Origin of the sequence: Xenorhabdus sp. KK7.4 (genome assembly GCF_963876465.1) — a bacterium.
Taxonomy (GTDB): domain Bacteria; phylum Pseudomonadota; class Gammaproteobacteria; order Enterobacterales; family Enterobacteriaceae; genus Xenorhabdus; species Xenorhabdus stockiae.
This window is the reverse complement of the sequence record NZ_CAWNQF010000002.1, coordinates 143,376-156,330: the sequence shown is the minus strand read 5'-3', so window position 1 is coordinate 156,330 and position 12,955 is coordinate 143,376. Positions and strand designations below refer to the sequence as shown.

Sequence of the window (12,955 nt, the reverse complement as noted above, 5' to 3'; positions counted from 1 at the left end):
CCTCTCAGAGTGTCAAGCCTTTATTTTCGCGGCTTTCAACTCCTGTCATCTCGACTTGTTTGTGTGTTTGTCGTGACAACGGATGCGCATTATAGGGAGTTTTCCGGCGCTGGCAACAACTATTTCAAAAAAAGCTTCCAACCGAGCAGTTATTAGACAAAAACAGCCTATCAGGCTTTTTTTTAATCTAAAAAACAGAAAAAGAGGTAGATTTTCCACCTCTTTTTTACCTTTATTATGTCTTTTATATTGCCCTAGTGACATTTTCACTCGATAAGTGCCTATATAGATAGCTATCTATAAGTCCCCACTGAGTAGACTGAGCAAAAAACATCATTGTTTTGCAATAATGTGGTCGTTTTCCAGATCTAATGTCACTAACTTACCGGGAACCAGTGCACCAGAAAGTATTTGTTGAGCCAATGGGTTTTCAATCTCTTGTTGGATAGCCCGTTTTAATGGACGTGCTCCATATACAGGGTCAAAACCCGCTTCACTCAGTTTCTCTAATGCCGACGATGTCATGGTAACTTGATAGCCCCGTTCTTCCAGACGCTTATATAAACGCTGCAATTGAATACTCGTAATGGATTTTAGATGTTCTTTTCCTAATGGATGGAATACCACGACTTCATCGATTCGGTTAATAAATTCAGGTCGGAAGTGATGACCCACGATCTCCATCACCATATCTTTCATTCCGGCATAATCCAGTACGCCAAAGCGTTCCTGAATCATGTCTGAACCCAGATTAGATGTCATAATTACGACAGTATTACGAAAATCAACCGTTCTTCCCTGACCGTCGGTCAAACGACCATCATCCAACACTTGCAACAATATATTGAAAACATCCGGATGCGCTTTTTCAACTTCATCAAGCAAGATGACTGAATAAGGACGACGGCGTACTGCTTCTGTCAGATAACCGCCTTCCTCATAGCCAATATATCCGGGAGGTGCTCCCACCAGCCTGGAGACAGAATGTTTTTCCATAAATTCAGACATGTCGATACGTACCATTGCATCGTCACTATCAAACAGGAAATTGGCTAATGCTTTACACAGCTCCGTTTTACCAACGCCTGTCGGCCCTAAAAACATGAAAGAGCCAATCGGACGATTTGGATCCGATAAACCAGCACGACTGCGGCGAATTGCGTTTGCTACTGCATCAACAGCCTCATTTTGCCCAATTACACGTTTATGTAATTCATGCTCCATACGCAATAGTTTATCTTTTTCACTTTCCAGCATTCTGGATACTGGAATCCCTGTCCAGCGAGCAAGGATTTCAGCAATTTCAGCATCAGTCACTTTGTTACGCAGCAGTTTCATTGAGTGATTTTCTGCTGTTGTTGCTACTTCTAACTGTTTTTCCAATTCTGGAATTTTCCCGTACTGGATTTCAGACATTCTAGCCAAGTCACCAACGCGACGGGCTTTTTCCAATTCTATACGGGCATTTTCTAATTCAGCTTTGATGTTTTGAGTACCAGTAAGCTCAGCTTTTTCTGCTTTCCACTCTTCTTCCAGTTCAGAATATTCGCGCTCTTTTTCCACCAGCTCTTCATTCAGCATATCAAGGCGCTTTTTACTCGCTTCATCCGATTCTTTTTTTAGCGCCTGCTGTTCGAGTTTTAACTGAATAATCCTGCGTTCCAGACGATCCAACGCTTCTGGTTTTGAATCCATCTGCATACGCAGGCTGGCTCCGGCTTCGTCAATCAAGTCAATCGCTTTATCAGGTAACATGCGATCTGAAATATAACGATGAGATAATGTCGCCGCTGCCACAATTGCCGGATCAGTTATCTGAACATGGTGGTGAAGTTCATAGCGTTCTTTAAGACCGCGTAGAATAGCAATAGTATCCTCAACGGTAGGCTCAGCAACATAAACCTTCTGGAAACGACGCTCCAGCGCCGCATCTTTCTCAATATACTGGCGATATTCGTCTAAGGTCGTCGCACCGACACAATGCAGCTCACCACGCGCTAGTGCCGGTTTCAGCATATTGCCAGCATCCATCGCACCATCTGCCTTACCGGCACCTACCATCGTATGTAATTCATCGATAAACAGAATGACCGAACCTTCCTGTTTGGAGAGATCGTTCAAAACGCCTTTCAGACGCTCTTCAAATTCTCCCCGATATTTAGCTCCCGCCAATAATGCGCCCATATCAAGGGACAGAACTCTTTTGTTTTTCAGCCCTTCAGGAACTTCACCATTAACAATCCGCTGTGCCAGCCCTTCGACGATAGCTGTTTTCCCAACGCCCGGCTCACCTATCAAAACGGGATTGTTCTTGGTTCGGCGTTGCAGTACCTGAATTGTCCGTCGAATTTCCTCATCACGCCCAATTACAGGATCAAGTTTGCCTTGTTCGGCTCGTTCAGTGAGATCTATTGTGTACTTTTTTAGTGCCTGACGTTGGTCTTCGGCACTCTGATCATTTACTTTTTCACCACCGCGCATCATTTCTATTGCCTTAGTGATTTTATCTTTTGTTGCTCCCGCAGCTTTTAATATGTCACTTAACGTTCCACGTTCTTCCAGTGCTGCCAGAACAAAGAGTTCAGAAGAAATAAAGTTATCACCTGCTTTCTGAGCAAGTTTGTCGCACAGGTTTAAATAACGCCCTAATTCATTGGATACCTGTACATCACCGCCACTCCCTTCTACTTTTGGTAGTCTGTCCAAAGCGAGATTCAGTCGATCATGCAAGTTTCCTGTATCAATCCCGGCAGACATTAATAAAGGACGAACAGAGCCACCCTCTTGACTGAGCAACGCACTCATCAAGTGGATAGGTTCGATGAATTGATTATCACGCCCTAATGCGAAGGATTGGGCGTCAGCGAGAGCAAGCTGGAATTTATTAGTAAGACGATCCAGACGCATAACACCTCCAATACTGGTCAGAATTTGCTACTGGAGATTAAATAAGGTCATTCCTTAAATATTCAAGGTTCTCTGAAAAGTAAATTGGAAACTGCGATATGCACCAAAGACCGCCCTGCGCGATAGATCATTTCAACCAGATTAAAGTTGCCATACGTCCGGTAACACCATCACGACGATAAGAAAAAAAAGTCTTTTCTTCTGAGACCGTGCAAGCCGCGCCTCCAAAAACGTTTTTTATCCCAATAGACTTCAACTTTAATCTAGCCAGTAAATAGATATTTGCCAGAAATTTCATCCCATAAGGTGTAAAAGCCTGCTCCAGATTAGGATCTGTTGCCAGAAAGGCTTCCATAACCTCACGCCCAACCTCAAACTTTTCAGGGCCAATAGCCGGCCCCAGCCATGCCTGAATCATATCGGGTTTTGTCGTAAATTGAGCCACCGTATTTTCCAACACACCGGCACATAATCCACGCCATCCCGCATGAGCTGCTGCGACTTCATCACCTTCGACGGAACAAAAAAGTACAGGCAGGCAATCTGCTGTCATTACAGCACATACCTGCCCAACTTGATTGGTATAAACTGCATCAGCCTGATTATTTTCCACTGACTGCCCTTCTAGCCTGATAACCCGTGTTCCATGTACTTGTTCCAACCAGACAGGCTGATGTGGCAATCGTGCATATTCCATCAACCGTTCACGGTTTCGCTCCACGTATAGAGGATCATCGCCAACGTGAAGGCCTAAATTCAGGCTCTCATAGGGAGGGAGACTCATCCCCCCCGCCCGGGTCGTACTACACGCGCCAACACCCTTAGGCTGTGGCCAGTCAGGAAAAATCAGTGGTGTCATTTAACTACCAATCCATTTCATCTTTAAAAATTTCAGCATCCGCTTTCATCACATCAATCAGCTTCACCATATCGTCAGGTAATGGCGCGTGCCATTCCATCTCAATACCTGTGATCGGATGATAAAGACGCAGCATAGTCGCGTGCAACGCCTGACGGTCAAAGTTGCGCATCACTTCGCGAAATTCCTCAGAAGCTCCTTTCAGAGGACGAGGACGACCACCGTAAAGCTGATCTCCAACCAATGGATGTTTAATATGTGACATATGCACACGAATTTGGTGTGTTCTGCCCGTCTCCAGACGTAAACGAAGACGGGTATGTGCCCGGAAATGTTCCATAACCCGATAGTGAGTCACTGCAGGTTTACCCATCGGATGAACAGCCATATGTGTCCGCTTTGTCGGATGGCGAGATATCGGTTCTTCTACGATCCCACCTGCTGTCATATGCCCCAGCGCAATGGCTTCATATTCACGGGTAATTTCACGTAATTGCAGGGATTCGACCAGACGAGTCTGTGCCGGAACTGTTTTTGCAACTACCATCAGGCCTGTCGTATCCTTATCAAGACGATGAACAATGCCTGCCCGGGGAACATCTGCAATCTCCGGATAACGATATAGCAGAGCATTCAGTATCGTGCCATCAGGGTTTCCGGCTCCCGGATGTACAACTAAATCACGGGGTTTATTAATAACCAGAATATCGTCATCTTCATAGACAACGTTCAGTTCTATATCCTGCGGTTCCCAACGGGCATCTTCTTCAATGATAGCATCAATAGAAATTTCTTCTCCGCCCAGTACTTTTTCCTTTGGCTTATTAATTATTTTGCCATTAACCTGAACTTTATCATTCAAGATCCACTCTTTTATACGTGAGCGGGAATAATCAGGTAACAATTCAGCCAAAGCTTGATCTAAACGCTGACCGAGCTGAGATTCAGCGACTGTCGTATTAAGTCGTATTTGTTGTGCCATATATAACTTCTATATTTTACGTTGAGTTTTGACGGCGAGGCCGTTTCATTTAAAATAGTGTGCTATTGTACTCTATCTTTCGCCGGGAGCTTCGCGGATAGTCTCCCAGAAAACAATCAGAGGGTAATCAACACGTGATGATTCGCATGAAATATCTGGTGGCAGCGACCACATTGAGCCTGGTTTTATCTGGGTGCTCCAGCAATAAAGAGGCTGTTCCTGATATCCCGCCATCTCAAATTTATTCAAACGGGCAGGAAAAACTGCAAGACGGTAACTATAAAGCGGCTATCAAGCAATTGGAATCCCTGGATAACCGTTATCCTTTCGGCCCCTATTCTCAGCAGGTTCAGCTGGATTTAATTTATGCTTATTATAAGTCAGCAGAATTTCCTCTCGCTCTTGCATCCATTGAACGTTTCATGCGCCTGAACCCAACCCACCCGCATATTGACTATGTAATGTATATGCGTGGTCTGGTATTACAGGCGATGGATGATAACCTTCTGCAGGACTTTTTGGGCCTTGACCGCTCAGACCGTGATCCTGAAAATGCCCGTGCCGCATTCCGCGATTTCAGTCAATTGGTACGGTATTACCCTAACAGCCAGTATGTAGCCGATGCCTACAAACGTTTAGTCTTTCTGAAAGATCGTTTAGCTAAACATGAGCTTGCCGTTGTTCAATATTACACTAAACGTGGCGCTTACGTCGCAGTCGTCAACCGTACAGAGCAAATGCTACAGAATTATCCGGATACCCAATCAACCAGAGAAGCGCTGCCTTATATGGAAAAGGCATACAAAGCTCTGGGGCTTGAAACCGAATCACATAAAGTTGCGGCATTAATTGCTGCCAATCCAGTCTAGAATTTCGAAAGCACATCGTTTCAAAAGAACGTCATAAAAATAGCAGCTATGTGGCTGCTATTTTTTTAGGGGAGAACATTATAACCGGACAGAAATCTATTTAAATTCCAGAATTATTTCTTAAGTTGATAATACCATAACTGATCGATAATGACGCATTACTTCTCTCTTAGCAACAAATATTGTCCATATCTTCATCATTAATCACAATTTCGCTTATCCACGTCAGCATCCCCGAATAAAAGTGATTTAGATCATTCTTTTTCTCCAAAAGCGAGTTATGCTGGAGCCATCAAAGACGGAGCAACAGAAGAAAGAGGTAACTATATGTTAGTAAACATAACCAGCAAACAAATGGAAATTACCCCCGCGATTCGTAGTCATGTGGAAGACCGTCTAAATAAGTTGAACAAATGGCAAGTCAATCTAATCAATCCACATATTGTACTTTCAAAAGAGCCACAAGGATTTTTGGTCGATGCCACGATTGGCACGCCAAATGCTACGCTGGTTGCAAGTGCCAAACATGAAGATATGTATGCTGCTATCAATGAATTGCTGATGAAATTAGAACGCCAACTTAATAAAGTTCAGCATAAAGGAGAAGCCCGCAGAGCAGAGCATAGTGTGAAAGAATCCAATCTTAATCTGGAAATATAACCTGTTTTGTTTTCTCAACGCGCTCAATGGGCGCGTTTTATTGTTCTTTTATTCCTGTATCCCTTTTCCCCATCTATTGACATACCTGAGTAAATAGGTTAATTAAAGTACACTATTTGATTCTGCAAAAATTAAGATATAAATGACATGAATATTAAACTGTTTTTCTTCTTTTTCTTTTTTACCTTCCTATGAGGAGGTTTCTCGTTTTTAAAAGATAAAAAGAAGACGAACCAGAAAACCTCCCTACCAACGGGAGGTTTTTTTTTACAGACCATAATTTATATACACAATGGATTTCAAGATGCGTCACGGCGGCAAGAGAGTTCATCCTCAGGAGCATAGATAACCTTATGTTTATAAAAACGGTGACTGGGGTGAGCGAGCGCAGCCAACAAAGAGGCAACTTGAAAGACGAAGTGTATAGCCCCGCTAGATTACGGGTTGCAATTTGAAAGATACAAATTACTTTTATAATAAAAATGTCAGGAATGTACTATGGAACGAGATTTAATTAACATTCGTAAAAAAATCAGCAGCATTGATGCTGATTTACTGGATCTTCTAGCACAACGCCGGCAATTAGCCTGTGATGTTGCACAGACAAAACTTCATGATAATCGCCCGATACGGGATAAAAATCGGGAACGAGAATTACTGGATGTGTTAATTGATAAAGGTAAATCTCGTGGGTTGGATGGGTTTTACATTACCCGCCTGTTCCAAATGATCATTGAAGATTCAGTACTGACACAGCAAGCCCTGCTACAGCAACATCTGAACCAGACACCTTATGATACGGCACGAATTGCCTTTCTTGGCCCAAAAGGTTCTTATTCTCATCTTGCAGCCCGCCAGTTTTCGGCACGACATTTCAATCAGTTAATTGAATGTAGCTGTCATAAATTTCCTGATATCTTTTCATTAGTGGAAATTGGTCAGGCTGATTACGGTATCCTGCCACTGGAAAATACCAGTTCCGGAGCAATAAATGATGTTTATGACCTGTTGCAGCACACTCCATTATCTTTGGTAGGAGAAATTACTCTGCCGATCAATCACTGCTTATTGGTTAGCAAAGAGAGTGATATTTCTAAGATAAAAACAGTCTACAGTCACCCTCAGCCATTCCAGCAATGCAGCCAATATCTTAATCAGTTCCCGCACTGGAATATCATCTATTGTGAAAGTACTGCCGTTGCCATGCAAAAGGTAACTGAAATAGATTCACCGGATGTGGCGGTATTAGGAAGTGAAGCCGGAGGCGCACTTTATGGACTGAAGGTTTTAGAAAATAATCTGGCAAACCAACAAAATAATAGCACCCGTTTTATTGTTGTCGCCCAGAAACCGATTGAAGTATCAGATCAGGTTCCGGCAAAAACGACTTTTATTATGTCCACGGGACAGCAGGCCGGCGCTCTGGTTGACGCACTCATTATCTTAAAAAAGCACAATATTATTATGAGCAAACTGGAATCACGCCCGATAAACGGTAAGCCATGGGAAGAGATGTTTTATATTGATGTTCAGGCCAATATTCGTTCCATGAAAATGCAACAGGCTCTTAAGGAATTGTCTGGAATCACCCACTTTTTGAAAATATTAGGATGTTATCCCTCAGAAAATGTCCCCTCGGCCGATCCATTCTGAATAGTAAACCGGATGGCAACATCCGGCTTTTCCTTCATAGCAACCGATTCACTTATACTCGATTATCATTAGCCTGCTGTAAGAGTGCCCGGCTCTCTTTCATAAACCGGTTTGCCTCATCACCAAACCATTCGCTCACTTGATTAAAGCTTGCAATAAATGCTTTTTTATCCTGATTTTCCAAAAGCGCCAAAGCCTGACCGAAGCTCTGATGATAACGACGAATCAGTTCGAGATTTTCAGGACTGGACATAATAATATCTGCATACAATTGTGGGTCCTGAGCAAATAATCGGCCAACCATAGCCAGTTCCAGACGATAAATGGGTGAAGACAGCGCTAATAGTTGCTGTAGGTCGATATCTTCTTTTAACAGATGCCGTCCATAAGAAAAAGTGGTGAAATGACGTAGTGCCTGAATAAAACTCATATTTTTATCATGTTGCTCTGCATCGATTTTATGTAGTCGAGCGCCCCAGACTGATATTTGTTCCAGAAACCACTGGTATGATTCGGGCTGTCGGCCATCACAAAAAACAACTACTTGCTTAGCAAAACTCCCCACGTCCGGCCCAAACATCGGGTGTAATCCCAGAACAGGCCCTTTGTGTACATCAAGCATAGCCTGAAGTGGCTTTTGTTTGATAGAAGCCAAATCCACCAGAATGCACTCTTCAGGCAAAGGGGGTAAACGGTGGATAATATCTTCAGTTAAATGGATAGGTACGCTGATAATGACCATACCAGCACCAGCTAAAATAGTTTCAGCCTGTTCCCAGTCATTCGCCTCAAGGACCCTGACTTCGTAATCTGATAAAGTCAACAATCTGCTAAATAACCGGCCCATTTTTCCAGAACCACCAACAATGACAATAGGTCCTATATCAGCATTGAGCTTTTTGAAGCCTTTATCATTTTCACTGGCATAAGACTCACGCATAATACGGCGCAGAATATCTTCAATTAAATCCGGAGAAATCCCCAGTATTTCTGCCTCCTGGCGGCGAGAAGCCAGCATACTGGCCTCCCTTTCGGGTGCATAAATCGGTAAACCAAGCTGACTCTTCACCTCACCGACTTCAGCAACCAAATCCATTCGTCTGGAAAGTAAATTGAGCAGAGCTTTGTCTACCTCATCAATTTTTTCCCGCAATTGCGATAATTCTGCTGCCATGTCAATTACCCTGCCTGTTTCATCGTTATGTTTCGTTTTGATAAGTGCGGCTTGATTTGCTGATGTAATTTTCTTAATACCTGCTCCGTCGTTTCCCAGCTAATACAAGCATCAGTGACAGAAACACCATATTGCATTTCAGAACGGGTTAGCTCGGAAGACTGGTTTCCTTCATTAATATGACTTTCTAACATGATACCAATGATGGATTGATTCCCTTGCATAATTTGCTCAGCGACAGAATCCACAACAACACTTTGACGGCGAAAATCTTTATTAGAGTTACCGTGACTACAATCAATCATCAGTGATGGGACTAAACCTGCCTTAACCATCTGATTTTCACAGTCACGCACATGCTCAGCACTATAATTAGGCTCCGCTCCACCACGTAATATTATATGGCCGTTTGGATTACCCCGGGTTTGCAGCAGGCACACCTGACCAGACTGATTTATTCCCATAAAGCGATGTGGCATTGAGGCAGCTTTCATCGCATTAATCGCTGTATTTAGATTACCATCCGTACCATTTTTAAAACCAACTGATACTGATAAGCCTGAAGCCATCTCACGGTGAGTCTGAGACTCAGTCGTTCTTGCTCCAATCGCTGACCAACTAAAAAGATCGCCCAAATATTGAGGGTTGTTAGGGTCAAGTGCTTCATTTGCCAGTGGCAAACCCATTTCTACCAGATTCAGTAATAAACGACGGGCAATATGTAATCCGCCATCCATATCAAACGACCCATCCATATAAGGATCACTGATCAAGCCTTTCCAGCCAACAGTAGTACGAGGTTTTTCGAAATAGACACGCATAACAATATACAGACAATCGCTCAGTTCGGCAGAAAGTGATTTCAGGCGTTGGGCATAATCAAGAGCGGCATCCACATCATGAATAGAACATGGACCACATACTACCAACAAACGGGGATCATCATGATGGATGATATCTGCAATAGTATTACGCGCGTTTGTAATCGCATTCAAGTCACTGCTACTCAATGGATATTTTAGTTTCAGCTCTTCCGGTGTAATCAGAACTTGTTCATCGAGAATGTGAATGTTATTAAGCGCATCTTTTTGCATGATCATTTTTCATACCTGCTTTATTTGTCTGTTTAAGTTTTTAGCATCTGCCGAATAACATACCATGCTCCGTAAAGAATACAATCCGATTGTTTATATTTTTTTACGAAAGTGTAAATTTTACTTTACATCAAACCTTCCTGGTAATTGATATTAATCAATGCATAAATAATTCACATATATTCTAATTATCAATAGAAATATATTAAACAGACTGAACGTTAATGACTGAATAATATATTTAACAATTAAACCTCCAATAGCAATATTTTATTAACCATTGATTAATTATTTATAAAAAAGTTAATTACCTTTAAAAATCAGTTGATAAAAACAAGATCTTAATCCCGTTTTTATATTTTTATTTTAATAATATTAACATGTGTTTTTAATGTTAATTAGAAACTATAAAAAAACATTTATGAAGAATGGTTGAATAACTCTGTCTAAAAGAAGTGGGTTATCAACGTTCATTTTTTACTCATTCATTAAGGATAGATATGATAACGCTGCAATTTGCCATAATAATTATATGCTTATTGATAGGTACGCGTTATGCGGGCATGGGATTGGGGCTGATCAGTGGCATCGGGCTTTTTATACTGACATTTATTTTTGGATTAGAGCCAGGTAAGCCACCAGTTGATGTAATGCTAACTATTCTTGCAGTGATCGGCTGCGCATCTGTTTTACAAACTGCAGGTGGCCTGAATGTGATGATGCAGTGTGCTGAACGCCTTCTACGCCGCCATCCACAACACATTACTATTTTAGCGCCACTCACTACATGGATGTTAACTTTCCTTTGTGGCACAGGCCATGTGGTTTATACCATGTTCCCTATCATCGGTGATATCGCCTTAAAAAAAGGCATTCGCCCTGAACGTCCGATGGCAGTCGCATCTGTTGCCTCACAAATGGCAATTACAGCCTCTCCTGTTTCTGTTGCCGTCGTTTCTTTAGTATCAATTATCGCGGCCAGTCATGGTATCGGCCATGCCTACGGGATCTTAGAAATCCTGACCATTTCAATTCCTGCATCACTGACCGGGGTTGTACTTGCTGCATTATGGAGTTTACGTCGAGGCAAGGACTTAGATAAAGACGAAGAATTTCAGGAAAAAATTAAAGATCCTAAACAACGAGAATTTATCTACGGTAATTCAGAAACTCTGTTAGATCAGGTCTTTCCTAAACAGGCATACAGAGCCACCTGGATCTTTTTCGCTGCCATTGCAGTCGTGGTGATGTTCGGTGCATGTACTGAATTACGTCCTGTTTTTGAAGTAAAAGGGGAATTAAAGCCACTCTCTATGAATCTGGTTATCCAGATGATGATGCTGATCGCGGGTTCAATCATTTTGATGACCTGTAAAGTCAAAACCAGCGAAATAGCTAATAGTGCCGTATTCAAAGCCGGAATGGTTGCTATCTTTTCTGTTTTTGGTGTTGCATGGATGAGTGATACCTTCTTTCATGCACATTTAGGTGATTTGAAACTGGTATTGGAAGATATTGTTCAGGCAAAACCCTGGACTTATGCATTAGTGCTGTTTCTGGTGTCAAAATTAGTTAACAGCCAGGCCGCAGCTTTGACCGCAATTGCTCCAATGGGATTACAGCTTGGTGTTGACCCTAAACTTTTGATTGCCTTCTTCCCGGCGGCTTATGGTTATTTTGTTTTGCCTACCTATCCAAGTGATTTGGCCTGCATCGGTTTTGACCGCTCAGGTACAACAAAAATCGGGAAATTTATCATCAACCATAGCTTTCTTGTGCCGGGCCTGATTGGTGTTAGTAGTGCCTGTACGGTAGGGTATGTTTTAGTCAGCACTTTTATGTGATTTCACAACAAGTAACACCGTTTACTAAAAATATTTAGCAGTAGACGGTGTTATTTTTGATAAAGTTCTTAACCTTTTCTACTTATCCAAAATCTTTACATGAACTTCATCAGATTTTACTTCGATATGTATATTTACTGAATCTCCATTATTGAGCATTGCGTGCGCATTATAAACTCCATCAGATAGTTTCTCATCAATATTAACATTTTGACATTTAATGTTATTGACGTTATTCATGTAATGAAAGTTATTCGGTTCACGAAGCATATTATACAAATGTAACTGCATCGCATTATTATTATACTCTTGGCTATAAATATCAGTAACAACAGAACATGCTGTTTCAGCCACCATTTGGCTAGAAACATGTTTGAAAGAAATAATGATTGATAATACAAATGTGAGTAACCATCCAATAAAATAACCTTTATCGGTCTTTAGAAATGTTGCTCTTTTCCATAAATATAATGGCGTTAAAAGAATAAAATATAAAAAACCTTTTGGTATTTTCCGATTTTGACTCTTCAGTAAAATATCATCTGCAAGCCAAAGAGAAATATTAAGCCCTGCATATATCCACCAATCAAATTCTGTATCAGCCAACACTTCTACTATCGAACCCACGATAGGCAAAGCCACAATACCCCATACAGGCCAGTTACTTACAGGTCTCACGGGCTCATTATTATTTTGAATATTTTCGCTGGGTACTCCTGACTCCATTTTCTTTTCTCCATTAACAATAAATGTATCAATGATATTCATTAATAATTTTTAATGAATTAAAAAACACACAATTGTTCGTAACAGTATTCGGTGAATTAAGCTGGAGAAGGAAGAGTATGAAGAATGGTTATAATATGGTGATTTGTGGGCTGGATGGCGATTAACGTTATGTAATAAGTATATT

At 41.6% G+C, this 12,955-nt stretch carries 10 protein-coding genes and 1 other annotated feature; of the genes, 4 read left to right on the top strand and 6 right to left on the bottom strand.

Going from position 1 to position 12,955, the window contains the following annotated elements; genetic code table 11:
* Nucleotides 1-333: 333 nt before the first annotated feature.
* From clpB to rluD, 3 genes are all read right to left on the bottom strand, one after another.
* A complete protein-coding gene (gene clpB / locus AACS90_RS23290) occupies nt 334-2,907 on the bottom strand; it encodes an ATP-dependent chaperone ClpB (RefSeq protein WP_099119921.1) in 2,574 nt (857 codons plus the stop codon).
* A 127-nt stretch (nt 2,908-3,034) separates the two neighbouring features.
* Nucleotides 3,035-3,766: a purine nucleoside phosphorylase YfiH gene (yfiH, locus tag AACS90_RS23285; RefSeq protein WP_099119920.1), complete on the bottom strand. Its 732-nt coding sequence runs from the start codon at nt 3,764-3,766 to the stop codon at nt 3,035-3,037.
* 4 nt (nt 3,767-3,770) lie between these two features.
* On the bottom strand, nt 3,771-4,748 hold the full coding sequence (gene rluD, locus AACS90_RS23280; protein ID WP_099119919.1) for a 23S rRNA pseudouridine(1911/1915/1917) synthase RluD: 978 nt from the start codon (nt 4,746-4,748) through the stop codon (nt 3,771-3,773).
* A gap of 146 nt (nt 4,749-4,894) precedes the next feature.
* On the opposite strand from rluD, the gene bamD reads away from it, so the two are divergent.
* The 3 genes from bamD to pheA all read left to right on the top strand — a co-directional run bounded on the left by bamD (nt 4,895) and on the right by pheA (nt 7,930).
* Entirely contained in the window at nt 4,895-5,617 is a 723-nt protein-coding gene (bamD, locus tag AACS90_RS23275; RefSeq protein ID WP_193757107.1) for an outer membrane protein assembly factor BamD, read from the top strand.
* Between the two features lie 327 nt (nt 5,618-5,944).
* The gene (gene raiA, locus AACS90_RS23270) at nt 5,945-6,277 is read left to right on the top strand and encodes a ribosome-associated translation inhibitor RaiA (RefSeq protein ID WP_099110738.1); all 333 of its coding nucleotides are present in this window, start codon (nt 5,945-5,947) and stop codon (nt 6,275-6,277) included.
* A 146-nt stretch (nt 6,278-6,423) separates the two neighbouring features.
* Nucleotides 6,424-6,547: a sequence feature (Phe leader region), on the top strand.
* 228 nt (nt 6,548-6,775) lie between these two features.
* Complete coding sequence (gene pheA / locus AACS90_RS23265; RefSeq protein ID WP_099119917.1) at nt 6,776-7,930, top strand: bifunctional chorismate mutase/prephenate dehydratase; 1,155 nt, start codon at nt 6,776-6,778, stop codon at nt 7,928-7,930.
* A 52-nt stretch (nt 7,931-7,982) separates the two neighbouring features.
* Here the strand turns inward: pheA and tyrA are convergent, their stop codons facing one another.
* Nucleotides 7,983-9,104 (bottom strand): bifunctional chorismate mutase/prephenate dehydrogenase, encoded by a 1,122-nt coding sequence (tyrA, locus tag AACS90_RS23260; protein WP_099119916.1) that lies wholly within the window; start codon nt 9,102-9,104, stop codon nt 7,983-7,985.
* Between the two features lie 5 nt (nt 9,105-9,109).
* Complete coding sequence (locus tag AACS90_RS23255; protein ID WP_099119915.1) at nt 9,110-10,204, bottom strand: 3-deoxy-7-phosphoheptulonate synthase; 1,095 nt, start codon at nt 10,202-10,204, stop codon at nt 9,110-9,112.
* A gap of 494 nt (nt 10,205-10,698) precedes the next feature.
* Between AACS90_RS23255 and AACS90_RS23250 the strand changes: the two genes are divergently transcribed.
* Nucleotides 10,699-12,042, top strand: coding sequence for an anaerobic C4-dicarboxylate transporter (locus AACS90_RS23250; RefSeq protein ID WP_099119914.1), 1,344 nt, complete (start codon nt 10,699-10,701; stop codon nt 12,040-12,042).
* A gap of 78 nt (nt 12,043-12,120) precedes the next feature.
* Here AACS90_RS23250 and AACS90_RS23245 read toward each other — a convergent pair whose 3' ends face one another.
* Nucleotides 12,121-12,810, bottom strand: a complete 690-nt coding sequence (locus tag AACS90_RS23245) for a hypothetical protein (protein WP_153043625.1) — start codon at nt 12,808-12,810, stop codon at nt 12,121-12,123.
* Between the last annotated feature and the right edge of the window lie 145 nt (nt 12,811-12,955).